This is a genomic window from Nocardioides sp., assembly GCF_025964975.1.
GTDB lineage: Bacteria > Actinomycetota > Actinomycetes > Propionibacteriales > Nocardioidaceae > Nocardioides.
The window spans coordinates 1-23870 of sequence record NZ_JAOPXV010000042.1 but is presented as its reverse complement, the minus strand read 5'-3'; the positions used below and the strand labels follow the sequence as shown (position 1 = coordinate 23870).

Here is a 23870-nt window from a genome sequence, read left to right as displayed (position 1 = left end):
CGACGTACCAGCCACGCGTGAGAAGCCCGATCAGTTACGCTCGGTCATCGAAGTAAACCTCAACGGCTGCTACTGGATGTCGCAGGCCTGCGGGCGGGTCATGGAGCCCGGGTCCAGCATCATCAACATCTCCTCGATCCTCGGCATAACGACGGGCGGCCTGCCGCAGGCCGCGTACTCCGCCTCCAAGGCCGGCCTCGGCGGCCTCACCCGCGACCTGGCCCAGCAGTGGACGGGCCGCAAGGGCATACGGGTCAACGCGCTCGCGCCTGGCTTCTTCGCCTCCGAGATGACCGAGACCTACCCCGACGGCTACCTCGACCTCGCCCTCCAGCGCGTGCCTGCGGGTCGCAAGGGCGACCCGGCGGAGCTCGCTGCCACCGTCGTCTTCCTGGCCTCGGAGGCCGCCGGCTACATCACCGGTCAGACCCTGCCCGTGGACGGCGGCATGACCATCGCCTAAGCGTCAGGAGGTCCGGGACGAGGCCGCCTCGACCAGGCCACGGAAGAGGCCGGCGTCGGCAGCCATCTCCGGGTGCCACTGAACCGCGACGCACAGTCGATCGCCCGCCGCCTCCATCGCCTCGACGAGGCCGTCGTCGGCCCACGCGGTGGCCGTGAAGCCGGGGTGCTCGCGCACCGACTGGTGGTGGTGGCAGTGCACGGTGAGCGAGGTGCCCAGCAGCGAAGCCAGCCTGCTGCCCGGCGCCAGCGACACCGGGGTCTCGCCGAAGAACCCCGGGACCGGGCTGTGGCGGTCGTGGTCGACGAGGTCCGGGACGTGCTGGTCGAGCACTCCCCCGGCCTGGACCGCCATGACCTGCATCCCCCGGCACACGCCGAGCACCGGCAGGCCCTGCTCGTCGGCGGCCTCGAGGAGGGCGACCTCCCAGGCGTCACGGTCGTCGCGCCAACTGGTGGTGCGCTCGTGCGGCTGCTCGCCGTACCGCTCCGGTGAGACGTCCGCCCCACCGCTGATCACCAGTGCGTCGAGCCTGGCCAGGACGGCGCCAGCCGCTTCGGCGTACGGCGACGTCGGCGGCAGCAGCACGGGCACACCCCCGACAGCCTCGATCGACCGCGCGTAGGTGGTCGGCAGCAGGTCGGCGGACTGGTCCCACACACCCCACCGCGCCTGCTCACGGTAGGTGCTGAGCCCGATAAGCGGCCTGGTCACCACGACCTCGCCTCAGAGGGGAGTCACGTAGGCGCCGGAGATCCCACCGTCGACCAGGAACGTGGACGCCGTGATGAAGGACGACTCGTCGGAGGCGAGGAAGAGGACCGCGTTGGCCATCTCCTCGGGCTCGGCGAACCGCCCCATCGGGACGTGCACGAGGCGCCGCGCGGCGCGCTCGGCGTCGGTGGCGAACAGCTCCTGGAGCAGCGGGGTGTTCACCGGTCCGGGGCACAGGGCGTTGACCCGGATGCCCTCCCGCGCGAACTGGACGCCGAGCTCACGACTCATCGACAGCACGCCGCCCTTCGAGGCGGAGTAGGAGATCTGCGAGGTGGCAGCTCCCATCACCGCGACGAACGACGCCGTGTTGATGATCGAGCCCCTGCCCTGCTCGAGCATGTAGGGCAGGACGGCCTTGCAGCAGAGGTAGACGCTGGTGAGGTTGACGTCCTGCACCCGGCGCCACGCATCCAGGTCGGTGTCGAGGATCGAGTCGTCCTCGGGCGGGGAGATCCCTGCATTGTTGAACGCGATGTCGACCGATCCGTGGGCGTCCTTCGCCGCCCGGAACAGCGCGTCCACGTCGTCCTTGCTCGTCACGTCCACATGGACGTAGGTGAGGCCCAGCTCGCCGGCGAGCTCGTCGCCACGAGCGTCGTCGAGGTCGCCGATGACGACCTTGGCTCCCTCTTCGACGAACCTGCGCACGGTGGCGAGCCCGATCCCTGAGCACCCTCCCGTGACGACGGCGACCTTGCCGTCGAGGCGTCCGGTCATGACTGCTCCCTCACTTCTTCCTGGGCGATGAACACGTTCTTCTCCTCCGTGAAGGCTGCGGGGGCGTCGGGGCCGAGCTCGCGCCCGAGGCCTGACTGCTTGTAGCCCCCAAAGGGAGTCCAGTAGCGCACGGCGGAGTGCGAGTTGACGCTGAGGTTGCCCGACTCGACGCCGCGTGCGACGCGCAGGGCGCGGCCCACGTCGCGGGTGAAGATCGAGCCGGACAGACCGTACTCTGTGTCGTTGGCGAGCCGGACCGCCTCCTCCTCGTCGTCGAAGGCCATCACTGCCACGACGGGGCCGAAGACCTCCTCGCGCCAGATCGGCATGGCCGGGTCGTCGGCCAGCACCACGGTCGGCGGGACCCAGAAGCCGTCGGACTCCGGGACCGTCCCGGTGAAGGCTGTCTCGACGCTGTCGAGGTAGCCGCGCACGGCTTCCTTCTGCTTGGCCGAGACGAGGGGCCCCATCTCGCTCTCCGGATCGGCGGGGTCGATCACCTTGAGGGCCTTGACCGACGTCTCGAGCCGGCCAAGGAACTCGTCGTACGCCGAACGCTGCACCAGGATCCGGGAGCGCGCGCAGCAGTCCTGTCCGGCGTTGTCGAAGACGGCGTACGGCGCAGTCGCGGCCGCCTTCGCGATGTCCGCGTCGGCGAAGACGATGTTGGCGCTCTTGCCCCCGAGCTCAAGGGTCACCCGCTTCACTTGGTCGGCGCATCCCCGCATGATCTGCTTGCCGACCTGGGTGGACCCGGTGAAGCAGACCTTGCGCACCAGTGGGTGTGTCACGAAGCGCTCGCCGACGACGGAGCCCTTGCCGGGGATCACCGTCAGCACGCCCTCGGGCAGGCCCGCCTCGAGCGCCAGCTCACCGAGCCGGATCGCGGTCAGGGGCGTGAGCTCTGCGGGCTTGAGCACGACCGTGTTCCCGGCTGCGAGTGCGGGACCGAACCCCCAGCCCGCGATCGGCATCGGGAAGTTCCAGGGCACGATGATGCCGACCACGCCGAGCGGCTCGTGGAAGGTGACGTCGATGCCGCCGGGCACCGGGATCTGCCGGCCGAACAACCGCTCCGGTGCGGCCGAGTAGTAGTTGAGGACGTCGCGGACGTTGCCCGCCTCCCAGCGGGCGTTGGCGAGGGTGTGGCCGGCGTTGCGCACCTCGAGGTCGGCGAGCTCGTCGAGGTGCGCGTCGACGACCGCGGCGAAGGAGCGCAGCAGGCGGGCGCGCTCCCCCGGGGCGACGTCACGCCACGCTGGGAAGGACTCGTGCGCCCGCTCGATGTGGGCGTCGGTCCCCTCCACGGTCGCCATGGCCACGTCCGTGACGGGCTGGGCGGTGGCGGGGTTGACCACGGTGAAGGTCGTCATGTCACAGCCTCTCGAAGCCGCGGCGCAGCTCCCAGTCGGTGACGGCGGCGTCGAAGGCGGCGAGCTCGACGTCGGCCATGTTGGTGTAGTGGTCGACCACCTCACCGCCGAGCGCCTTCCTGGCGATCGCCGAACCCGCGAACGCCTCCCGTGCATCACGCAAGGTGGCCGGGACCTTGGGCAGCTCGGAGACGTAGGCATTGCCCTCCAGCGCCGGTCCCAGCTCCAGCCCCTGCTCGATCCCGTGCAGCCCGCCGGCGAGCATCGCGGCCAGGGCGAGGTAGGGATTCACGTCTCCGCCGGGCACGCGATTCTCCATCCGGGCACTGGGCCCGCGGCCCACCAGCCGGACGGCACAGGTGCGGTTGTCCTCCCCCCAGGCGATGGTCGTCGGCGCGAACGAGCCGTCCGCGAACCGCTTGTAGGAGTTGATGTTGGGGGCGTACAGCAAGGTGAAGTCGGGCATGGTCGCGAGCACGCCGGCGATGAACTGGTCGTAGAGCTCAGACCGGTGGTCGTCCTCCCAGAACACGATCTCGCCGTCTGCGCCGCGCAGGGACAGGTGGATGTGGCAGGAGTTGCCCTCGCGCGCGTCGTACTTCGCCATGAACGTCAGCGACTTGCCGTGCTGGGACGCGATCTCCTTGGCGACCGTCTTGTAGACGGCGTGGTTGTCGGCCGAGACGAGCACCTCGTCGTAGAGGAAGCCGATCTCGTGCTGCCCGAAGTTGCACTCCCCCTTGGCGCCCTCGACGTTCATGCCTGCGGCGTACATCGTGTTGCGGATGTCACGCAGCAGCGGCTCGACCCGCGTCGTCCCGAGGATCGAGTAGTCGACGTTGTACTGGTTGACGGGCGTCAGGCCCCGATAGTCGGCGTCGTGCGCCTCCTCGTAGCTGTCCTCGAAGACGATGAACTCCAGCTCCGTCCCCGCGAGCGCCACGAACCCCTGCTCGGCGGCCCGCTCGAGCTGGCGCTTGAGGATGCTGCGCGGTGACTGCGACACCGGCGAGTGGTCGGGCCACACGAGGTCGCACTGGACCATCGCGGTGGCGGGGAGGTGGGTGAGCAGGCGGATGGTCTCGAGATCGAGGACGAACTCCATGTCGCCGTACCCCCGGTCCCACGACGTGATCGCGTAACCACCGACGGTGTTCATGTCCACGTAGACGCCCAAGAGGTAGTTGCACCCCTCGGTCCCCTGCTCCAGGGCCACGTCGAGGAAGAACTGGCCGTGGAGCCGCTTGCCCTGCAGCCGGCCCTGCATGTCGGTGAAGGCCACGACCACGGTGTCGATCTCCCCGGCCTCGATGCGGCGCTTGAGGTCGTGGACCGTGAGGTGCCTGTCGTTGCGAGTCATGTGTGCCCCTTATCCGAGAAGACCGCGCAGCAGCGCAGCCGTGTCGTCGCAGTGCTGTTCCATCGCGCGCCTGGCTCTTGTCGGCTCCCCGTCGAGGATGGCCTTCACGATCGCCCGGTGCTGGTGGCTGGAGTGTTCGATGTTGACGTCCAGCACGGGGATCGCCTGGAGCATGTCGTGCAGGCAGGACTGGACCTCGGTGACGGACCTGATGGTCATCGGCGACGCGGTGACGCTGGCGATGGCCAGGTGCAGGCGCGAGTCCGCCTGACGGTGGACGGCGGAGTCGACTGCCTCGTCGACCGCGGCCAACGAGGTGGTCAGCAGCATGCGGTCGGACGCCGAGATGCCGCGACTCGCCGCTACGTGGCAGGCCCCCGGCTCGACCACCCGACGGAAGGTCAGGCAGTCGAGCAGCTGTTCCTTGCGATCGGCGAGTCCCGCCGATCCGTCCCCCACTGGTGCTTGCGGGCGGTAGGAGACCACCGTCCCGCCGCCCCGGCCCCGGGTGGTGCGGACCATGTCCGCCTGCCTGAGGGCGGCGATCGCCTCCCGGAGGGTGGCCCGGGAGACGCCCATCCGCTCGGCCAGGTCGCGCTCGGTGGGCAGCGCCGACCCGTTGGGGAAGACACCGAGCCGGATCGCGGTCGCCAGCTGCTCGACGCAGCCCTCGAACGCGTGGTGCCCCCGGACGGGACGGAGGACGACATCGCCCAGCTGATCCGAGGCTCGGGCAAGGTTCATGGCCGCCCGACTCAGGGGACTTCAGCCGGGTCGATCGTGCGGATCGGGCCCTTGAACCACTTCTTCGCCGACACCTCCCACCAGATCGTGATGGCGATGAGCACGCCGATCACGACGATCGGGGCGTAGTTGACGAACTTCCAGGAGAACAGCTCGTCACCAGGCATGCCCCCGCGATAGCTCGGCATCATCAGGAACAGGGACACGATCACGATCTCGGCGACGGCGAGCGGGTTCATCCACTTGTACTTCTCACCGTTGTGCCACTCGCCGCGCTCGAAGTTCTCCCCGTGCTTCCAGCGAAGGTAGATCGGGATCGCGAAGGAGAGGTAGAGACCCTGGACCGCGATCGAGGTGACAGCGAAGAACGCGATCGGCACGATGATGGGCGCGTCGGCCGTACCGATGTTCACCTCGACCAGGGCGGGCAGCGTGACAAGGACGCTGATCGCAGCGACCAGGAGTACGGCGTTCGCGGGGACCCGGTTGGACGAGAGCTTCGACCAGAGGTGCGATCCGGGGACGGCGCGGTCACGGCTGAAGGCGTAGGTCATCCGGGACGAGGACGTCATGCAGGACACGGCACAGAACAGCTGCCCTGCGGACGAGATGAACAGCACCGTGCCGGTCCAGTTGGCCCCGAGGGCGGCGTCGAAGATCGGTAGGACGCCACCTGCGCCGAGCGCGTTGTCCGGGTTGCCGTCGGCGCCGTTCGGGACCGCGAAGACGATGCACATCAGCAGGATGTAGCCGCCGATCGCGGAGTAGAGGATCGACTGCCAGATGCCCTTCGCGGCACCCATCGAGGCACCCTTGGTCTCCTCGCTCAGGTGGGCGCAAGCGTCGTAGCCAGTGATCGTGTACTGCGTGAGCAGGAACCCGAACGGGATCACCGCGAAGAAGAAGATGAAGCTGGAGACGCTGCCGTCGGAGTAGCCCGAGTTGTTGATCCGCTCGGTGAAGGCGTAGTTGATGCTCTGGTGCTCGTCGGGGACGAACAGCAGGATCAGCACGATCGCCAGGACACCCGCCACGTGCCACCAGACCGAGACGTTGTTCATGATCGCCATCAGGTGACCGCTGAAGATGTTGAGCACCGAAGCGATCGCCAGCACCACCAGGAAGATGACGAAGACTCGGGTGAGCGAGTAACCCTCCGCCCAGGAGCTCGAGAACGCGCTGATCGTGAAGTCGATGAACGTGGCGCAGCCATAGGCCACACCCGCGGTGACGGCGATCAGCCCGATGAGGTTGAGCCAACCCGTGTAGAAGCCGGCCCGTGGGCCGCCCAGCTTGGCTGCCCACCAGTAGATGCCGCCCGACGTGGGGTAGGCGGAGACCAGCTCGGACATCGTGAGGCCGATGACCAGGATCAACGCGCTGATGATCGGCCACGACCAGGAGATGGAAACTGGGCCACCGTTGTTCCAGGCCGCCGCGAAGTTGGTGAGACAGCCGGCCAGGATCGAGATGATCGAGAAGGAGATGGCGAAGTTGGAGAAGCCCGACCAACTCCGGTCGAGGTCCTGGCTGTAGCCCATCTCCGCCAGGCGCCTGCTGTCTGCGTCTGTCTCCACGTGCCGATCGCGCGATTCTGTGCTCATGACCTTGCCTCTCCCTGGTCGAAACTTGCGGCAAGTGTGATGTGGCTCACCCAGACTGTCAATGGCATGACCTTAGACCTTTAACCGCGCGGCTCCCGGCATGCCGCAAGGCCGGTGTCCCTCGAGAGGAGGGCACCGGCCTTGCGTGGGCGGAACGTCAGTGGCTGGTGGCGGTGGAGCCGGTTCCCGTGTGGGAGTGCTCCAGAGCCTTGCGGCCCATCAACCCCAGCCCGATCATGGCGAGACCGAGGACGAAGTGCAGCCAGTCGTCGGCGCTGTTGAGGGGCACGAAGTTCGCGCCACTGGTCTTGTCGATGACCAGGCCGTAGAGCCAGAGCACCAGATAGATCGCCCCGCCACCGATCAGGTAGGAGATGGCGCCCCTCGTGGTCCGGGACATCGCCAGACCCGCCACTCCGAACAGCAGGTGGACGATGTTGTGGAGGATGGAGACCTGGAAGATTCCCAGCAGCTCGGCCCGGCTCTCGTGGCCGGCGAACTCCATCGCGTCGTAGTTCGTCGTGATGCCCGGGATGAAGCCCAAGATCCCGACGAGGAGGAAGACGGCACCGACTGCCTTGGCTGCGAGCCGAACAGTCTTGCCTCGGTCGTGCGCGTCGTGAGTGTGGTCGCTCATCGCTCTCAGATCTCCTTTGTGTACGTCGGATCTGTCGATCCACCTGCGGTGCAAAAAGGCTAACGCTCGGACGGACGCCTTCTCCTCACCCGAAGGGCTGGCATGTGTGGGCGGGCCGACGGGTACGAGCGGCCCCATGAGGACCTGTGTCGCTGCGACCAGCAGCTGGACGGACCCCGACGGCTTCCGCTCGCCCGCAGGTGAGGTGCACGCCTGGCACCCCGGGACCAACCAGACCCTCTGCGGGCTCTCCCTGCACAGGTCCCAGCTCCGGCGCTTCTCCCACATCGAGTGGCCGGACGTCCAGCCGGCCACCGGCCGAGATGCCGACCGGGTCGCCGAGGTGTGCCGACGGTGTGCGGCCGCCATGGGCGAGCGCCGGGACAGCAAGCCCTGGACCCGAACCAATCCGCGACCCTGACACCTCGCACTGATCCCCGGCTACGCCCCGCCCAGCACTGACGCACCTCGTGGTGGGGCCGTGGAGAAGTGCAGAAATCTGACGACGATACAGAAAGGACCCCGGTCATGGTGGTGCAATCGGGAAATCTGTTGTCAACTGTCCTCGGCCAGCCCGTGTGACGCGAGTCATGCGCGCCGGTCCCAACGTGTCATCTCGGGATCTAGGGGACTTACCTTGTTCAGACAACGTCAATGGGGCCGCGCGCGCATCTCGCTCGCGGCGCTCGCAACCGGCACCCTCCTGACCGGAGGCCTCGCCGCACCTGCTCTGGCAACACCGGACGACACATCGACCGAGCCGCCGAAGACGGTGGAGAAGTCCGACAAGCTCGGCGCCGCTGACCGCGAGCTCCTCGCTGAGGCCCTCGCCGCCGGCGACAGGACCGTCACCGTCATGTTCGTGGCCGAGAAGGGCTCCACGGCGCAGGCACGCAAGCAGGTCAAGGCCCTGGGTGGTTACATCCGCTACTCGGCCGGCAAGCTCGGCTACTTCAGTGCCGATGTTCCCGTCAAGGCAGTGACGAAGGCGGTGGCGCCCGACGCTGTGGTTGCGGCTGACCTCGACCAGGTCATCCCGCTCCCGGACGTCGAGGTCAACGGTCAGGCCGCAGCCGCTGCCGCGGGTCCGGGCGCGACGACCCCGGACAACAACCCCTACATGCCGACCAACGAGACGGGGGCCATCGCCTTCCGCGCCGGGCACTCGCGGTGGGACGGGCGAGGTGTCACGATCGGCATCCTCGACTCGGGCATCGACCTGGCTCACCCTGCCCTGCAGAAGACGTCCACCGGTGAGCGCAAGATCACCGACTGGTTCACCGCCACCGCACCCTCCGAGGGCGACGGCACCTGGCGGGCCATGCTCACCTCAGTCACGCCGACCGACGGCACCTTCGCCGGATCCGGACTGACGTGGAAGTCCCCGAACGGCACCTTCAAGTACAACCGCTTCACCGAGTCGACCACCAACGTCGCCGGCGGCGAGGTCCTCGGCGACGTCAACCGGGACGGCGACACCACCGACCGCTGGGGCATCCTCTACGACGAGACGACCCACGACATCATCATCGACGTCGACCAGGACCTCGACTTCACCGACGAGCGGGTCCGCCGGCCGTACGCCGAGAAGTTCCAGGTCGGCACGTTCGGCACCGACAACCCCGCCACCGACGTCGTCGAGGCCATGCCTTTTGTCGTGGACTACAAGGAAGACGTGCCGCTGGCACCCTTCGGCCTGCCCGGCACCACCGACTTCGTCGACATCGGGATCGTCTCCGGCGCGCACGGCTCGCACGTCGCCGGCATCACCGCCGCCAACAACATGTTCGGCGGCGCGATGGACGGCGCTGCTCCCGGCGCCAACCTGGTCGCAGCACGGGCCTGCTCCTTCGGTCCCGGCTGCACCGCGGTCGCCCTGACCGACGGCATGGCCGAGCTGGCCGCCAACCGCGGCGTCGACATCATCAACATGTCGATCGGCGGCCTGCCCGCCCTCAACGACGGCAACAACGCCCGCGCCGCGCTCTACAACCGGATCATCAATGACCTCGGTGTCCAGATCGTGATCTCGGCCGGCAACTCGGGCAATGCCCTGAACACGATCGGCGACCCGTCGGTCGCCTCGGACGTCGTCAGCGTCGGCGCCCAGGTCTCCAAGGCGACCTGGAAGTCCAACTACGGCTCCGACGTCCGCTTCGAGTCGGGCATGCTGACCTTCTCGTCGGGCGGCCCCCGCGAGGACGGCGGCTTCAAGCCGAACATCACGGCACCGGGCTCGGCGATCTCCACGACGCCGACCTGGCAGCCCGGCACCGCAGTCGCCGAAGCGGGCTACACCCTCCCGGCCGGCTACGCGATGTTCAACGGCACCTCGATGGCCTCTCCGCAGGCCGCAGGCGCGATGGCGCTCCTGCTGTCCGCCGGCAAGCAGGAGGGCCTGGCCACCGGCAACGCCGCCGCACTGCGCCAGGCCGTCTCCTCCACGGCGGTCTACAACCCAGGCGTCCCGGCGTTCCTCCAGGGCCACGGCCAGATCAACATCCCGGCCGCCTGGACGCTGTTCCGTCAGGGCCTGACTCCCAACACCTTTACGTCGTCCGCGCCCGTCTGCACCGAGATCTGGAAGATCCTCGAGCAGACCACCGGCACAGGTGTCTACAACCGCTGCGCCGCCGACGCCGGTGGTCAGGAAGCCGGGTCCACCCGCACCTACCCGGTCACCATCACCCGCACGTCGGGCAAGGCCAAGTCGGGCACCTACGCCCTCAGCCTGCGAGGCAACGACGGTACGTTCTCGCTGGGCCAGACCTCGGTCAGCCTGCCGTTGAACAAGCCGGTCGTCGTCCAGGTCACGGCCAAGCCCTCGGAAGGGGCACACACCGCACTCCTGCGCCTCGACGATGCCAAGACCAAGGGCCTTGACTTCGCGGTCATGAACGCGGTCGTGGCAGCCGCCGAGCTCAAGGCGCCGACGTACGGCTTCACGAAGTCCGCGGTCTCCTACCGCAACGAGACGCAGCGCTTCTACGTCAACGTGCCGACCGGCACCAAGGCGCTGCAGGTCAGGCTGTCCGGCATCACCGCCGGTAGCCAGACGCGGTTCCTGGCCTTCCACCCGTTCGGTCAGGGGGTGGACTCGACCGCCAGCACCGCTTGCTACTCCAACTTCAGCGACGTCGCTGTCTGCAACCCGGCCGTACGTTCCTACGCCAACCCGCAGCCCGGCATCTGGGAGATCCTCGTGGAGTCGCGTCGTACGTCGCCGCTGCTCGAGAACCCGTTCACCCTGGACGCCTCGCTGCTCGGCGTCACGGTCGACCCCGCGTCCCAGACGCTCGAGACCGTGCAGAAGGGTGTCGCCACCCCCGTGGGGTGGGACGTGACGAACGACTTCGGTCAGGTCACGGCCTCCGCCAACGGCGGGGCTCTCGGCTCGGCGAAGTCGAGCACCGAGAGCATCGACAACCACGTCAACAAGACCTACACGGTCGAGGTGCCGGCGGGTGCGTCGAGGCTGGACGTGCAGATCGGCAACACGAGCGACGCCGGAGCTGACCTGGACCTCACTGTCGATGGTCCCAGCGGCAAGAAGTCGTCGGCCGACGGCGACTCGGAGGAGGCGGTCAGCTACGTCAACCCGACCGCGGGCACCTACACGGTGACCGTCGAGGGCTATGACGTGCCGGCAGGTACGACGACCTTCGACTACCGCGACGTCTTCTACGCCGAGGCTCTCGGCAACCTGTCGGTCGACTCGACGCCGTTCCCGCTGGCCAGCGGTGAGGCCCGCACGGTCAACGGCACCATCACGGCCAAGCAGTCGGTGGCCGCCGGCCGCTCGCTGTTCGGCGCGATGAATGTCACGAGCGACACCGGGGCCCTGCTGGGCACCGGCACGGTGTCGATCAAGAGCGTCACCGAGTAACCCTCTTGCGCGACAGGGCCCCGTCAGACACTTCTCTGACGGGGCCTTTCGTCGTCCCCGGGGAGCAGCACCTGTCCCCCGTTTCGTGGGTCCGTCTGCCAAACTGCGACGGTGCAGATCGTCTACAACAGCTTCCACGGCCGCTATTCCGACAGTCCTCGCGCCGTGTTCGAACGGCTCCAGGGGCGGTCGTCCCTCGACCAGGTGTGGCTGTCCGACGGGCCGCACCTCGGCTCCTTTCCCCCGGGAGTCAGAACTGTCCCCATCGACGGTCCCGAGGCCACGGCCGCCCTCGAGTCAGCCGATCTCGTCATCGCGAACACGCACACGGAGGTCGAGTGGGAGAAGTCGTCTGCCACGACCTACGTCCAGACGTGGCACGGCACCCCGCTCAAGCGGATCCACCGCGACGTGCTCTGGGCCCCCGAGGGCCGCCTGGACCGCCTGGACCTCGATGTGGCCAAGTGGGACGTCCTCGTCTCACCCAACGCTGTCAGCACGCCACGGCTGCGCAGCGGTTTCCGCTACGACGGGGAGGTGCTGGAGATCGGCTATCCCCGCAACGATGCACTCAGCGCTCCAGACCGGGACCAGCAGGCCGGCCGCATCCGCAGCGACCTCGGGATCGACCGCGACGCCACCGTCGTCCTCTACGCCCCGACGTGGCGCGATGACGAGGCCTTCGTCGAGGGCTCGCCATCCGTGCCCCTGGCGCTCGACCTGGCAGAACTCAGCAGGCGGCTGGGGCCGCAGCACGTGGTGCTGGCGCGCCTGCACCCGCTGATGACCGGACGCAGCCCCATCCCGTCCTCGCCCAGCATCCTGGACGTGTCGCTCCATCCGGACGTGCGCGATCTCTACCTCGCCGCGGACGTCCTGGTCACCGACTACTCCTCTGCCATGTTCGACTTCGCGATCACCGGACGTCCCGTGGTGTTCTTCACCTACGACCTCGACCACTTCCGCGACTCCGTCCGCGGCTTCTACTTCGACTTCGTGCCCGAGGCTCCCGGGCCGGTCGTGGGGACCGAGGACGAGCTGGTCGCAGCGTTGAACGACCTGCCAGCCGAGTCCGGCGCGTATGCCGCCTTCCAGGAGAGGTACTGCTCCCTGGAGGACGGTCACGCGACCGACCGGCTGTTGGCGCGGCTCGACCTCTGAGGCGCGTCCCCTCTCCGTGCTCGGCGGCGGTCGCCGTTCTCGCCGTCCTTGCCGTTCTTCTCGTCGTTGTCGATGTCGCCGGGGGTGTCCTTCTCCTGCTTGTCCGAGCAGGCCGTGGCAGTCGTCGCCACGGTGAGAGCGAGGAGACTGGCGACCAGGGCGTGGGTGATCCTGCGCATCTTCATGGGATTGCTCTCGTAGGGATCTCAACCCGCCACGCTGCGCGCTCCGTGCCAACACCCCTAGGGTGCCGCGATGGCCGGTACCTCGACGGAGGGCCCTGAGTGGTCGTACGCCGAGACGCCACCCGTCGTCGGTCCTAGGAAACCCGTAGAGCAACGGCGGGTGGAGATACCCCCTCGTCGATGGTGCGAGCCCCCCCGAGGAGCGTGGGACGCGCAGCGACGTAGCCCGCACGCTACGCCCTTGTTGAGTTGTACTAGTCCCAAGAATTTACCCAGTTGCGATGGCGCAGGTCGGCGCCGTTGCCCCTATTCTGGCCGAGCCGGACTCCGCCCCCGATGCGCGTTCCGGCTGACTGCGTCGACGTAGCGGAATCCCCCGCCCTACGCCGGCGCGGTCCCGCGAGAGGCCCGGACGAGGAATGGCAGGCATCGCCTCCGGCAGGTTCCTGAGCAGTCGCAACCAGTCCGGTCAGACAGCACGAGAGGCACTCCCCCGAGTCTCCTCGTGAAGTGCCTCTGACCTGCGGTGATGGTGGAGGTGAGGGGACTCGAACCCCTGACCCTCTGCATGCCATGCAGATGCGCTACCAGCTGCGCCACACCCCCATCGGGGCTGATCGACACCGTCGATCAGACAACTCGCGGAATCCTAGCCAACGGCTCCCGCAGAAGTGAAATCGGGTGCCAGTCGGTTGTACGCCGCCAGCCGTGGCGCGTGACCGAGGCCGCTGTCGTCCACGACGGCCCACGCACAGTTCTCCAGCGCGCGCAGCCTCAAGGCAGCCGACCGCTCCCAGTCGAGGAACGCGACCAGCGCCACCCTCATCGCTGCGCCGTGGCCGACGACCACGCCGGTCTCCCCCGGCTCCACGGCCCTCATGGCGTCGCGCAGCGCCGGCAGCACGCGTGCCAGCACGTCAGCCGTCGACTCGGCACCCGGCACGGAGTCGGCGCTCTGGCCGGGCCCGCCGTCAGCCAACCAACGCGCGTGCTCGGACGGGAAGGCTGCCGCGAACTCAGGGATGGTCAGGCCCGACCGCTCCCCCATGCCGTACTCCCTGAGCCTCGGGTCGCGCGCGATCGGCAGCCCGCAGGCGGCAGCGACGACCTCAGCGGTTTCAGCGGCTCGCGCGAGATCGGAGGACCAGACGTAGGACGGCGCGAGCGCGGCGATGACCGGTGCTACAGCCGCGGCCTGGGCACGTCCGATCGCGTCGAGGGGGACGTCGATGTGCCCCTGTGCCCGACCTTCGGCGTTCCAGGCGGTCCGGCCGTGACGGAGCAGGACCAGAGTGCGGGTCACGCGTCAGCGGCGGGCGGCGGTCCGGGCTGCGCCACAGGGATCGACGGGCAGTCGCGCCACAGCCGCTCGAGGGCGTAGAACTGCCGCTCCTCCTCGTGCTGGACGTGCACGACGATCTCGCCGTAGTCGAGAAGGACCCAGCGACCCTCACGGTGGCCTTCGCGGCGGATCGGCTTCGCGCCGGCCTCGCGCAACTTGTCCTCGACCTCGTCGACGATGGCCTTGACCTGGCGCTCGTTGGTGGCGGAGGCCAGCACGAACGCGTCGGTGATCGCCAGCTGCTCGCTGACGTCGAAGGCGATGACCTGCTGGGCAAGTTTGTCGACGGCCGCCTCGGCGGCGATCTGGACGAGCTCGATGGCGTGGTCGGTGGCGGTCATTGTGCATCCCTGCTGTTGGTGTCAGAAGTCGGTGCGGCGTAGAGGTCGTGCTTGGCGATGTACTGCACGACCCCGTCCGGCACGAGGTACCAGACGGGTTCGCCGCGACGCTTGCGCGCGCGGCAATCGGTGGACGAGATCGCCAGTGCGGGGATCTCGACCATGGTCACCCGATCCGAGGGGATCGCATCAAGGGTCGTCTTGTCCATTTCATAGCCCGGACGAGTGCACCCGACGAACTGCGCGAGCTCGAAAAGCTCGTCAGCGTCGCGCCAGGTGAAGATCTCCGCCAGCGCATCGGCGCCGGTGATGAAGTAGAGGTCGGCATCGGGCATCTGCGCATGTAGGTCGCGGAGCGTGTCGATGGTGTAGGTGGGCCCGTCACGGTCGATGTCCACCCGGGAGACGCGGAACCGGGGGTTGGCGGCCGTCGCCACGACCGTCATCAGGTAGCGGTGCTCCGCCGGCGACACGTCGCGGTCGGCCTTCTGCCAGGGAGCGCCCGTCGGCACGAAGACGACCTCGTCGAGGTCGAACCACGCCTGGACCTCGGAGGCGGCCACCAGGTGGCCGTGGTGGATGGGGTCGAAGGTGCCGCCCATCACGCCCACACGACGGGCACCAGGAGGAGTCACGGCCTTAACTGTGCTCGCGCCCGCCACCGAAGGTGACCAGGGCCAGCAACAGCCCGAGAAGGATCGCCAGGGCGATGCCGCCGACGGCGTAGGGGTGGATGGCCGGCTCGCCTTGGGACTCGGCAGCGGCGATGATCAGGGCGCTCAGCGACATGGGCGCCATCCTATCGGCCGACTGCGGCCCTAACGAATGTGCCCGTCGCCGACGACGACGTACTTGGTGGACGTCATCTCCTGCAGGCCCATCGGCCCCCGGGCGTGCAGCTTCTGGGTGCTGATCCCGATCTCGGCGCCGAAACCGAACTCGCCCCCGTCGGTGAACCGGGTCGACGCGTTGACCAGCACGGCCGCTGAGTCGACCGCCGCGACGAAGCGTCGGATGGTGACCTGGTCGCGCGCCACGATGGCGTCGCTGTGGCCACTGGAGTAGGTACGGATGTGCTCGATGGCAGCCTCGACGTCGTGCACCACCGCCGCGGAGATGTCGAGGGAGAGGTATTCGGTCCGGAAGTCATCGTCGGTCGCTCTTACCACCCCGTCGTAGCTGCTGAACCGTTCGTCCCCATGGACGGTGACGTCCTGCTCCTGGAGCGCCTCGATCACCCGGGGCAGGAAGTCGACGGCGACGGCTGCGTGGACCAGCAACGACTCGGCCGCGTTGCACACGCTGGTGCGGTGGGTCTTGGCGTTGACCACGATGGCGAGGGCCTGGTCGAGGTCGGCCGACGCGTCGACGTACACATGACAGTTGCCGACACCGGTCTCGATCACCGGGACGGACGCCTCCTCGATGACGCTCCGGATGAGGCCGGCACCCCCACGCGGGATGAGCACGTCCACGAGGCCACGGGCCCGCATCAGCGCCCTGACCGACTCGTGCGAGTCACCCGGCACGAGCTGGACCGCGTCCTGCGGGAGGCCCGAGGCGACGAGTGCCGATCGCAGCGCCGCCACGATGGCCGCGTTGCTCGAGCGCGCGCTCGACGAACCGCGGAGCAGGACTGCGTTGCCCGACTTCAGGCAGATCCCCGCGGCGTCCGCTGTGACGTTGGGACGCGCCTCGTAGATCATCGCGACCACCCCGAAGGGCACCCGGAGCTGGCGGAGCTCCAGCCCGTTGGCCAGGACCGAGCCTCGTACCACCTCGCCGACCGGATCGGGCAGCCCGGCCACGTCACGCAGGCCCGCGGCCATCGAAGCCAGACGGTCGTCGTCGAGGCGCAGGCGGTCGATGATGTTGACGGGGGTGCCGGCCTCCTCGGCGCGAGCGACGTCCTCGGCGTTGGCGGCCAGGATGGAGGACGTGGCGTCGAGCAGCGCCCGCGCCATCGCCAGCAGGGCTGCGTCCTTGGTGGCACGGATGGCGAGCGCGAGGTCGTGACTGGCGGTGCGGGCTCGAACCGCGACCTCGCGGACGGCTCCGGCGTCGTGGGTCATGCTGGTCAGCGTAGGTCTGCAGCCTTCGCCGCCCGGCGACATCTCACTTCCGGACAGGTCGTGCCCCAGGTGGTGGAGGATTGCACGCGTCGCCACGCCGAACGCCCCCGACCAGCAGTCGGGGGCGTTCGGCGTACGAGCTGAGCGGATCAGCCCTTGCGCTTGGTGATCTCCTCGGTCGCGGCTGGGAGGACCGAGTGCAGGTCACCGACGACACCGAAGTCGACGAGCTCGAAGATCGGCGCTTCGTTGTCCTTGTTGACGGCGACGATCGTCTTCGACGTCTGCATGCCGGCTCGGTGCTGGATCGCACCGGAGATGCCGTTGGCGACATAGAGCTGCGGCGAGACCGTCTTGCCGGTCTGGCCGACCTGGTAGGAGTGCGGCATCCAGCCGGAGTCGACCGCCGCACGCGAGGCGCCGACAGCGGCGCCCAGCGAGTCGGCGAACTTCTCGATCGGGTCGAAGTTGCCGCCCGTACCGCGGACGCAGGAGACCACGATGTCAGCCTCGGTCAGCTCGGGTCGGCCCGTCGCCGCCCGGGGCTGCGAGGCGATGATCTGCGTCGTCCTGGCGGCATCGGAGATGGTCGGGGTGAAGGCCTCCACCGTGCCGGCGCCGGCAGTCTCCTCGGGGGCGGCCGAGTTGGGCTTGACCGTGATGATCGGCGTGCCGCGCGTCACCGTCGCGGTGACGGTGTAGCTGCCGGCGAAGACCGACTGGGTGGTGACCGGCGCTCCGCCGTCGCCCGCCTGGACGTCGACCGCGTCGGTGATGAGGCCGGACTCGATCTTGATGGCCAGGCGCGCCGCGACCTCCTTGCCCTCGAACGTCGAGGGGAAGAGGATCGCGGACAGTGACGACTGCTGAGCGAGCTGAGCCATGGCCTCGGCCTTCGGGGCCACGAGGTAGCCCTTCAGCTCGGCATCGTCGATGACGTAGACCTTCTCCGCGCCGTACGCCTTGGCCTTCTCGACAACGCCGTCGGCCTTGTCGGGAGCGCCGAAGAAGACGGCCGACGGCTCGCCGAGCCGCCGCGCGATGGTGAGGAGCTCGTAGGTCGGCTTCTTGACCTCGCCGTCGACGTGGTCGATAACAACCAGAACTTCAGACATGAGGCGATGCTCCCTTAGATGAACTTCTTGGACGCGAGGAAGCCGGCGAGCGCGACCGCGCCCGAGCCGTCCTCGTCGGTGACGATTTCGCCGGCGGTGCGTGGCGGGCGGGGGGTGGTGTCCTCGACCTTGGACCAGGCGACGGACAGCCCGACCTGGTCGGCCTCGATGCCGAGGTCGGCCAGCGACAGCGTCTCCATCGGCTTCTTCTTCGCCGCCATGATGCCCTTGAAGGAGGGGTAGCGGGCCTCGCCGGTCTGGTCGGTCACCGAAAGCACGATCGGCATGGTCGCGCCGATGACCTCGGTCGAGCCCTCGCTGTCGCGCTTGATCCGGACCTGGTCGCCCTGGGTCTCCACCACCGACGCGAGCGTCACCTGGGGAAGGTTCAGCCGCTCGGCCAGCATCGCCGGCACGACACTGCCCGACGCGTCGGTCGAGGCCATGCCGCAGACGATCAGGTCGGCCGGGCCGTTGTCCGCGCCGATCTTCTCGATCGCCTTCGCCAGCACCAGCGACGTCGCGATGTAGTCGGAGCCCGCGATCTCCTCGTCGGTCACGTGGACACCCTTGTCGGCGCCCATCTGCAACGCCTTGCGGACCGCGTCGACGGCCTTCTCGGGACCCACGCACAGCGCGGTCACCGTGACCTCCTCGTCGGCGCGCTTCTCCTTGAGCTGGAGCGCCTGCTCGACGGCGTATTCGTCGAGCTCGGACAGCAGTCCGTCCACGCCGACGCGATCGACGGTGTTGTCCGCCTCGAACTGCCGGTCAGCAGTGGCGTCAGGCACGTATTTCACACAGACGACAATGTTCATGGTGTTGGCCTCGCGGCCCCTCCTGTGGTGGTGATCGGTGAGCGCTGGTCTCTTGCACGGGCGCACGCCGATCCTAGGATGTGTGGTGGTGAGGCTACCTTTCGGTAACCGCCTCCGGAACAGGTCCCGCGGTGGGGTTACTCACAACGAACCGCCCCGGAGCCAGGGCTCCGGGGCGGTTCGTCAGGTGTGGACGACCGTCAGCGGGACACCCAGAACCGCTTCGCCATCGCGGACCTGCGGTGGTTGGTGTCGCCGAGGTACTTCACCACGGCGCGGTAGCGACCGCGCTCGAGCGGGCCGAGGTCGAAGCCGCGGGAGCCCTTGCCGAGCCGGCCCCGCCTCGTCTCGAGGACCTGGGACTGGCCGGCCCTGCGCAGCACCATTTTGACCTTGCCCGACGGGACCGTCCGGTGGAAGCCGATGACCATGATCGTGGCGCTGGTCTCCTCCCCGACCTCCTTGCCGATGATCCGCAACCGGGTGGTCGTGTCGGCCTTGGTCACCGTGAAGCTCGCCGGCGAGGCCGCGCTGCCCTGGTAGGCGGCGGGGTCACTGGGCGTGAAGGTCGCACTGACGGTCTGGACGCCCACGTCGGACGGCCTGATCTCCAGCTTCGCGATCCCGCCGACGACGGGCGCCTTGGTGGACACGCCGTCCACGACGAACGTCATCTCCCCGGCCGGGACGCCGCTGGTGGTGGTGACCTGAGCGGTGGCCGCCACCGGTGCGCCGTACTGGATGGCCCTGGGCGCCACCCTCAGCGTCGTGCTCGACGGCACGGCGCGAGCGGCCACGACCGCGGCACCCGGGGCGCTGGCCTGTGCAGGAGCAGTCGCCGCGAGCCCGCCCCCCGTCAAGACCACCGCGAGGCCCCCGGCGACAAAGGTCTTCGTGCGTATCGATGCAGACATGCGATTTCCTCCTGAGAAAGGATTTCGTGCTGGTGGTCAGGGTCGGATGATGCGATCCAGGATGCGACCGATGATCAGCCACACGACGGCAGCCAGCCCCCAGTTGACCAGCGCGTTCTTGATCACGGCGTTGTCACCGGTGAACTTGAGGACGCCGTCGTTGCGGTCGAACACGCCCAGGTCCACGAACCCGGCCGTCTCCTTGATGAACTGCACCAGGGTGTTGTCGCCGTTGGCCTTAAGCGCGACCAGCAGCGCTCCGAGGGCCAGCACCAGCGCGCAGAGCACGCAGATCAGCCACACCACCTGGGCGATCCGGGAGCGCACGGCAGAGGCGGCGGCGGCTGCCTTGGCCTTGCCGTTGCCCGGTTCCTTGCGGTCGGTGGTCGTCTTGTCCTTGGCCACTGGGGGTCCTTCCGGTTGGTGTGCTGGCGTTACCGTGCCACGAACGTCGCCTGGCCCGGCCCGTTCTCAACGAACGAACGCATGCCGATGGCACGGTCCTCGGTGGCAAAGATCGCGGCGAACTGCATCCGCTCCATCTCGAGCCCGGTGTCGATGTCGACCTCGAGGCCCCTGTCGATGCATTCCTTGGCCGCGCGGATGGCCAGGCTGGCGGCGGTCGTGAACTGTCCGGCCCAGGCCAGCGCTGCGGCGTAGACCTCATCGGCAGGCACGACCTTGTCGACCAGGCCGAGGGACAACGCCTCCCTGGCCTTGACGAACCTGCCCGTGAACACGAGGTCCTTGGCCTTGCTCGGACCGATCAGGCGCGAGAGGCGCTGGGTGCCGCCAGCGCCCGGGATGATGCCGAGCAGCACCTCAGGCTGGCCGAAGGTGCTGTCATCGGCGGCGATGCGGATGTCGGCCGCCAAGGCGAGCTCGCAGCCCCCACCCAGCGCGTAGCCGCGCACGGCTGCGACCACGGGCTTGGGGATGCGCGCGATGGCGGTGACGGCGCCCTGCACGGACGCGGACACCTTCACCATCTCGGCGTAGGAGAGGTCGGCCATCTCCTTGACGTCGTTGCCGGCCGCGAAGACCCGCTCCCCGCCGTAGAGCACGACTGCCTTGACGTCGTCACGCTCGGTGGCCTCGGCCGCAGCCGCGGTCAGACGGGCTTGGACGGCGAAGCTGATCGCGTTCATCTTCGGCCGGTCCAGCCGGATGGTCGCGATGCCGTCGGACACCTCGAGGCGGACGACGTCCTCATGCTGGCTCATGTGAGCATTCATAGCGTCAGTCCGTGCGCGAGTCCATGGCGGGGCCCGCGCAAGGGGAGGGGACAATGCCCGGGTGACACCGGGAATGTGGGACTACGAGGGCGAGACCACGATGGTCTGGCCCGGACGCAACTGGCCGCTGGGCTCGACCTGGACGGCCGACGCGACCAACTTCGCCGTCTACGCGCCTCGAGCGACCGGGGCGTGGGCGTGTGTCTTCGGTGACGACGGGAGCGAGCGGGAGGTCCCCCTCACCGAGCACTCGCTCGGCGTCTGGCACTGCGCCGTCCCGGGGCTGGCGCCCGAGACGTTGTACGGCTTCCGCGTCGACGGCCCCTGGGACCCCGCCCACGGCCTCCGATTCAACCGGAGCAAGCTCCTGCTCGACCCCTACGCCCAGGCATTCTCCGGCTCCCTGACACCCGACCCGGCAATCTTCGGCCACGTGGTCGGTCACCCAGACGTTCGCAGCGACCTCGACTCGGCGCCCTTCGTCCCCCGCAGCGTCGTCGTCGCGGGCGGGTTCGACTGGGGCGACGACGCCCCCGCGCGGCGGCTCTGGCGTGACACGGTCATCTACGAGCTCCACGTGAAGGGCATGACCCAGCTGCACGACCGCGTGCCCGCCGAGCTCCGCGGGACCTATGCGGGCCTCGCCACCCCCGCCGTCACCGACTACCTCTGCGAGCTGGGCGTCACGGCCGTCGAGCTGCTGCCGGTCCACCAGTTCGTCTCGGAGATCGGACTGGCGGAGCGGGGGCTCGCCAACTACTGGGGCTACAACTCCATCGGGTTCTTCGCGCCCCACAACGCCTACTCGTCCTCGGGCGACCGGGGTGGGCAGGTGCGTGAGTTCAAGCAGATGGTCAAGGCGCTGCACGAGGCCGGCCTCGAGGTCATCCTCGACGTGGTCTACAACCACACCGCCGAGGCGGAGCCCCTGGGCCCCACCTTGTCGTTCCGGGGCCTGGACGACCTGGGCTACTACCAGCGCGCGCGCCCCGACTCCCCCGACGGGAGGCTGGCAGGCCCCCCGCCGGACCGCTACTGGGACGTCACGGGCTGCGGCAACACGGTCGACGCCTCGCACACCCAGACCCTGCGCCTGATCCTCGACTCACTGCGCTACTGGGTGAGCGAGATGCACGTCGACGGGTTCCGCTTCGACCTCGTGAGCGCGCTCACCCGCACCGACCAGCGCGTCGACATGAACAGTGCACTGCTCATGGCGATCGGCCAGGATCCGGTCCTTCGCCACGTGAAGCTGATCGCGGAGCCCTGGGACGCCTCGATGGACGGCTACCGCGTCGGTCAGTTCCCGCCGCCGTGGGTGGAGTGGAACGACCAGTACCGCGACACCATGCGGGACTTCTGGCGCGGACGCTCCGCCGGGGTGCGGACCGTCGCGACCCGGTTGGCAGGATCGAGCGACCTGTACGCCGACGACGGGCGTTCGCCGTACGCCTCGGTCAACTACGTCACCGCGCACGACGGCTTCACCCTGCGAGACCTGGTGTCCTACGACGAGAAGCACAACGAGGCCAACGGCGAGCACAACCACGACGGGACCAACGACAACCGGTCGTGGAACTGTGGCGTCGAGGGCGAGACCGACGACGCCGCGATCGTCTCGCTGCGGCGCCGACAGGCGGCCAACCTGATGGCATCACTGTGCCTATCCAACGGCGTGCCCATGTTGACCGCCGGTGACGAGCGCGGCCGCACCCAGGGCGGCAACAACAACGCCTACGGCCAGGACAACGAGGTCTCCTGGATCGACTGGCGCCCCGACGACGCCTGGCTCGACGTCTACGAGGTCACCCGGGCCGCGCTGCGCATCCGGCGCGACCACCCGGCCCTGCGCCAGCGCCGCTGGTTCGAGGGGAGACCCACCATCCGGGGCGGGCCCAAGGACGTCGCATGGCTGCATCCCACCGGCCGCGAGATGACGGAGGCCGACTGGCACGACGCCACGCTGGCGTGCTTCGGCATGTTCGTCTCGGGCGATCCGCTGCGGTCGCCCGGCCCTCACGGCGAGCAGCTGCGCGACGCGTCGTTCATCATCTGGCTCAACGCGTCCGGGCACGAGGTCGAGGTGACCCCGCCGATGAACGACTGGGTGCAATCGGGAGAGATCGTGCTGTCGACAGATCCGGACAACCCGGTGGGGACGCCGGTGGTCGCGGCGGGCACGATGTGCCAGCAGGCTCGGTCCGTCATCGTGATGCGGGAGGTCAAGTGAACTGGCGCAGCGTCCCGGTCATCAAGCACCCGTGCGCCGACCTCCTCATCATCCAGCTGATGGGGATCGTGATCTACCCGTTCCTCGGCGAGCAGCCGCTCGGGCGTGCCGTCTTCTCGACGTTCGCCCTCCTCGTCCTGGTCCTCGCGGTCATGGCGGTGCGGATGACGCCCGCCCTGAACTGGATCTCGGGCATCCTCGGGCTCCCGGTGGTGGTGCTGTCGATCTGGGAGGCGATCTCTCCGGGCACCGAGTCCGTGGTGCTGTGGTCATCGATCTTCCACGCGGTCTTCTACCTCTACACGGCCTACGCCCTGCTTCGTTACATGTTCGCCGACCACATCGTCACGACCGACGAGCTCTACGCCACCGGTGCGACGTTCACGGTCGTGGCGTGGGGTTTCGCCTACATCTTCGTCGCTGTCGAGATCATCTGGCCTGATTCCTACACCGTCGTCACTGATCCGCTCACGGCCAAGGCATGGTTCGAGATGTTGTATCTCTCGGTCACCACGATGACGAGCCTGGGCCTCTCCGACATCGTGCCGGTCCGGCCCAACGCGCGTTCGTTCGTGATGCTCGAGCAGATCGCGGGGATGCTCTACATCGCCCTGGTCGTGGCCCGGATGATCGCGCTCACGGTCGAGCACACCGCCACGCGAGCCAACCGGACCAAGCAGGACTGAGCCACACCTCACTGCGTGGGGGGGACTTCAGCCGACCTTGCGGTACTTGCGGTGCATCGTCTGCTTGGTGACGCCCAGCAAGGTGCCGATCTCGGCCCAGCTGAAGCCCGCGACACGCGCACGGCGTACGGCGACCTCTTCTCGACGGGACAGGGCCTGTCGCGCCTCCCGGACAGCTGCGAGCTCGTCGAGCGGGTCGCTGCTGTCAGC

The 23870-nt window shown here is 68.5% G+C and carries 25 protein-coding genes and 1 tRNA gene; 6 read left to right on the top strand and 20 right to left on the bottom strand.

The window, feature by feature from the left end:
• On the top strand, positions 1-463 hold a 463-nt coding region (locus JWN68_RS03245; protein WP_297734639.1), incomplete at its 5' end, for an SDR family oxidoreductase.
• Positions 464-466: 3 nt separating this feature from the next.
• Here the strand turns inward: JWN68_RS03245 and JWN68_RS03240 are convergent.
• The 7 genes from JWN68_RS03240 to JWN68_RS03210 all read right to left on the bottom strand — a co-directional run bounded on the left by JWN68_RS03240 (position 467) and on the right by JWN68_RS03210 (position 7675).
• The gene (locus JWN68_RS03240; protein ID WP_297734636.1) at positions 467-1177 is read right to left on the bottom strand and encodes a gamma-glutamyl-gamma-aminobutyrate hydrolase family protein; all 711 of its coding nucleotides are present in this window, start codon (positions 1175-1177) and stop codon (positions 467-469) included.
• A 12-nt stretch (positions 1178-1189) separates the two neighbouring features.
• Complete coding sequence (locus tag JWN68_RS03235; protein ID WP_297734633.1) at positions 1190-1957, bottom strand: 3-oxoacyl-ACP reductase; 768 nt, start codon at positions 1955-1957, stop codon at positions 1190-1192.
• Positions 1954-3330, bottom strand: coding sequence for an aldehyde dehydrogenase family protein (locus tag JWN68_RS03230; protein WP_297734630.1), 1377 nt, complete (start codon positions 3328-3330; stop codon positions 1954-1956). Before JWN68_RS03230 ends, JWN68_RS03235 begins: the two co-directional genes overlap by 4 nt.
• A gap of 1 nt (position 3331) precedes the next feature.
• Positions 3332-4690 carry a glutamine synthetase family protein gene (locus tag JWN68_RS03225; protein WP_297734627.1) on the bottom strand — a complete coding sequence of 453 codons (1359 nt, stop codon included), beginning with the start codon at positions 4688-4690 and terminating at the stop codon, positions 3332-3334.
• A gap of 9 nt (positions 4691-4699) precedes the next feature.
• Positions 4700-5434: an FCD domain-containing protein gene (locus tag JWN68_RS03220; RefSeq protein WP_297734624.1), complete on the bottom strand. Its 735-nt coding sequence runs from the start codon at positions 5432-5434 to the stop codon at positions 4700-4702.
• A gap of 11 nt (positions 5435-5445) precedes the next feature.
• The gene (locus tag JWN68_RS03215; RefSeq protein WP_297734621.1) at positions 5446-7011 is read right to left on the bottom strand and encodes an amino acid permease; all 1566 of its coding nucleotides are present in this window, start codon (positions 7009-7011) and stop codon (positions 5446-5448) included.
• A gap of 184 nt (positions 7012-7195) precedes the next feature.
• Entirely contained in the window at positions 7196-7675 is a 480-nt protein-coding gene (locus JWN68_RS03210) for a DUF4383 domain-containing protein (RefSeq protein WP_297734618.1), read from the bottom strand.
• A 136-nt stretch (positions 7676-7811) separates the two neighbouring features.
• Between JWN68_RS03210 and JWN68_RS03205 the strand changes: the two genes are divergently transcribed.
• From JWN68_RS03205 to JWN68_RS03195, 3 genes are all read left to right on the top strand, one after another.
• Positions 7812-8096 carry a hypothetical protein gene (locus tag JWN68_RS03205; protein WP_297734616.1) on the top strand — a complete coding sequence of 95 codons (285 nt, stop codon included), beginning with the start codon at positions 7812-7814 and terminating at the stop codon, positions 8094-8096.
• 216 nt (positions 8097-8312) lie between these two features.
• Positions 8313-11561, top strand: coding sequence for a S8 family serine peptidase (locus JWN68_RS03200; RefSeq protein WP_297734613.1), 3249 nt, complete (start codon positions 8313-8315; stop codon positions 11559-11561).
• Positions 11562-11672: 111 nt separating this feature from the next.
• Positions 11673-12722: a CDP-glycerol glycerophosphotransferase family protein gene (locus tag JWN68_RS03195; protein WP_297734610.1), complete on the top strand. Its 1050-nt coding sequence runs from the start codon at positions 11673-11675 to the stop codon at positions 12720-12722.
• Here JWN68_RS03195 and JWN68_RS03190 read toward each other — a convergent pair.
• The 12 genes from JWN68_RS03190 to JWN68_RS03135 form a co-directional block, all read right to left on the bottom strand.
• Positions 12683-12907, bottom strand: coding sequence for a hypothetical protein (locus JWN68_RS03190; RefSeq protein ID WP_297734607.1), 225 nt, complete (start codon positions 12905-12907; stop codon positions 12683-12685). The two genes, JWN68_RS03195 and JWN68_RS03190, sit on opposite strands and share 40 nt — an antisense overlap.
• A gap of 530 nt (positions 12908-13437) precedes the next feature.
• Positions 13438-13513 (bottom strand) — tRNA-Ala (locus JWN68_RS03185).
• Positions 13514-13556: 43 nt separating this feature from the next.
• A complete protein-coding gene (locus tag JWN68_RS03180; protein ID WP_297734604.1) occupies positions 13557-14210 on the bottom strand; it encodes a histidine phosphatase family protein in 654 nt (217 codons plus the stop codon).
• On the bottom strand, positions 14207-14590 hold the full coding sequence (rsfS, locus tag JWN68_RS03175) for a ribosome silencing factor (protein ID WP_297734601.1): 384 nt from the start codon (positions 14588-14590) through the stop codon (positions 14207-14209). The genes JWN68_RS03180 and rsfS overlap by 4 nt, the downstream gene beginning before the upstream one ends.
• Positions 14587-15225: a nicotinate-nucleotide adenylyltransferase gene (gene nadD / locus JWN68_RS03170; RefSeq protein WP_297734598.1), complete on the bottom strand. Its 639-nt coding sequence runs from the start codon at positions 15223-15225 to the stop codon at positions 14587-14589. Before nadD ends, rsfS begins: the two co-directional genes overlap by 4 nt.
• A 4-nt stretch (positions 15226-15229) precedes the next feature.
• Complete coding sequence (locus tag JWN68_RS03165) at positions 15230-15379, bottom strand: hypothetical protein (protein ID WP_297734595.1); 150 nt, start codon at positions 15377-15379, stop codon at positions 15230-15232.
• Positions 15380-15408: 29 nt separating this feature from the next.
• Positions 15409-16662: a glutamate-5-semialdehyde dehydrogenase gene (locus tag JWN68_RS03160; RefSeq protein ID WP_297734591.1), complete on the bottom strand. Its 1254-nt coding sequence runs from the start codon at positions 16660-16662 to the stop codon at positions 15409-15411.
• Positions 16663-16811: 149 nt separating this feature from the next.
• Positions 16812-17777 (bottom strand): electron transfer flavoprotein subunit alpha/FixB family protein, encoded by a 966-nt coding sequence (locus JWN68_RS03155; protein ID WP_297734588.1) that lies wholly within the window; start codon positions 17775-17777, stop codon positions 16812-16814.
• Between the two features lie 14 nt (positions 17778-17791).
• Positions 17792-18595, bottom strand: a complete 804-nt coding sequence (locus JWN68_RS03150) for an electron transfer flavoprotein subunit beta/FixA family protein (RefSeq protein ID WP_297734585.1) — start codon at positions 18593-18595, stop codon at positions 17792-17794.
• A 200-nt stretch (positions 18596-18795) separates the two neighbouring features.
• A complete protein-coding gene (locus JWN68_RS03145) occupies positions 18796-19509 on the bottom strand; it encodes an Ig-like domain-containing protein (RefSeq protein WP_297734582.1) in 714 nt (237 codons plus the stop codon).
• Positions 19510-19545: 36 nt separating this feature from the next.
• Positions 19546-19914, bottom strand: coding sequence for a hypothetical protein (locus JWN68_RS03140; RefSeq protein ID WP_297734579.1), 369 nt, complete (start codon positions 19912-19914; stop codon positions 19546-19548).
• 29 nt (positions 19915-19943) lie between these two features.
• Entirely contained in the window at positions 19944-20732 is a 789-nt protein-coding gene (locus tag JWN68_RS03135) for an enoyl-CoA hydratase-related protein (protein ID WP_297734576.1), read from the bottom strand.
• A 73-nt stretch (positions 20733-20805) separates the two neighbouring features.
• On the opposite strand from JWN68_RS03135, the gene glgX reads away from it, so the two are divergent.
• Together glgX and JWN68_RS03125 are read left to right on the top strand one after the other, a co-directional pair.
• Positions 20806-22974, top strand: coding sequence for a glycogen debranching protein GlgX (gene glgX, locus JWN68_RS03130; protein WP_297734573.1), 2169 nt, complete (start codon positions 20806-20808; stop codon positions 22972-22974).
• On the top strand, positions 22971-23660 hold the full coding sequence (locus tag JWN68_RS03125; RefSeq protein ID WP_297734570.1) for an ion channel: 690 nt from the start codon (positions 22971-22973) through the stop codon (positions 23658-23660). The genes glgX and JWN68_RS03125 overlap by 4 nt, the downstream gene beginning before the upstream one ends.
• 27 nt (positions 23661-23687) lie before the next feature.
• On the opposite strand, the gene JWN68_RS03120 is transcribed toward JWN68_RS03125, so the two are convergent.
• Positions 23688-23870, bottom strand: a 183-nt coding sequence (locus JWN68_RS03120) for a sigma factor-like helix-turn-helix DNA-binding protein (RefSeq protein ID WP_297734567.1), incomplete at its 5' end; no start/stop codon positions are given.

Excerpts from the sequence above, each read along its gene's own strand:
- JWN68_RS03150 (WP_297734585.1), bottom strand. The coding sequence starts at position 18,595 with ATGAACATTGTCGTCTGTGTGAAATACGTGCCTGACGCCACTGCTGAC.
- JWN68_RS03230 (WP_297734630.1), bottom strand. The coding sequence starts at position 3,330 with ATGACGACCTTCACCGTGGTCAACCCCGCCACCGCCCAGCCCGTCACG.
- rsfS (WP_297734601.1), bottom strand. The coding sequence starts at position 14,590 with ATGACCGCCACCGACCACGCCATCGAGCTCGTCCAGATCGCCGCCGAG.
- JWN68_RS03160 (WP_297734591.1), bottom strand. The coding sequence starts at position 16,662 with ATGACCCACGACGCCGGAGCCGTCCGCGAGGTCGCGGTTCGAGCCCGC.
- JWN68_RS03165 (WP_297734595.1), bottom strand. The coding sequence starts at position 15,379 with ATGTCGCTGAGCGCCCTGATCATCGCCGCTGCCGAGTCCCAAGGCGAG.
- JWN68_RS03220 (WP_297734624.1), bottom strand. The coding sequence starts at position 5,434 with ATGAACCTTGCCCGAGCCTCGGATCAGCTGGGCGATGTCGTCCTCCGT.
- JWN68_RS03225 (WP_297734627.1), bottom strand. The coding sequence starts at position 4,690 with ATGACTCGCAACGACAGGCACCTCACGGTCCACGACCTCAAGCGCCGC.
- JWN68_RS03235 (WP_297734633.1), bottom strand. The coding sequence starts at position 1,957 with ATGACCGGACGCCTCGACGGCAAGGTCGCCGTCGTCACGGGAGGGTGC.
- JWN68_RS03155 (WP_297734588.1), bottom strand. The coding sequence starts at position 17,777 with ATGTCTGAAGTTCTGGTTGTTATCGACCACGTCGACGGCGAGGTCAAG.
- JWN68_RS03145 (WP_297734582.1), bottom strand. The coding sequence starts at position 19,509 with ATGTCTGCATCGATACGCACGAAGACCTTTGTCGCCGGGGGCCTCGCG.
- JWN68_RS03210 (WP_297734618.1), bottom strand. The coding sequence starts at position 7,675 with ATGAGCGACCACACTCACGACGCGCACGACCGAGGCAAGACTGTTCGG.
- JWN68_RS03135 (WP_297734576.1), bottom strand. The coding sequence starts at position 20,732 with ATGAGCCAGCATGAGGACGTCGTCCGCCTCGAGGTGTCCGACGGCATC.
- JWN68_RS03190 (WP_297734607.1), bottom strand. The coding sequence starts at position 12,907 with ATGAAGATGCGCAGGATCACCCACGCCCTGGTCGCCAGTCTCCTCGCT.
- JWN68_RS03205 (WP_297734616.1), top strand. The coding sequence starts at position 7,812 with ATGAGGACCTGTGTCGCTGCGACCAGCAGCTGGACGGACCCCGACGGC.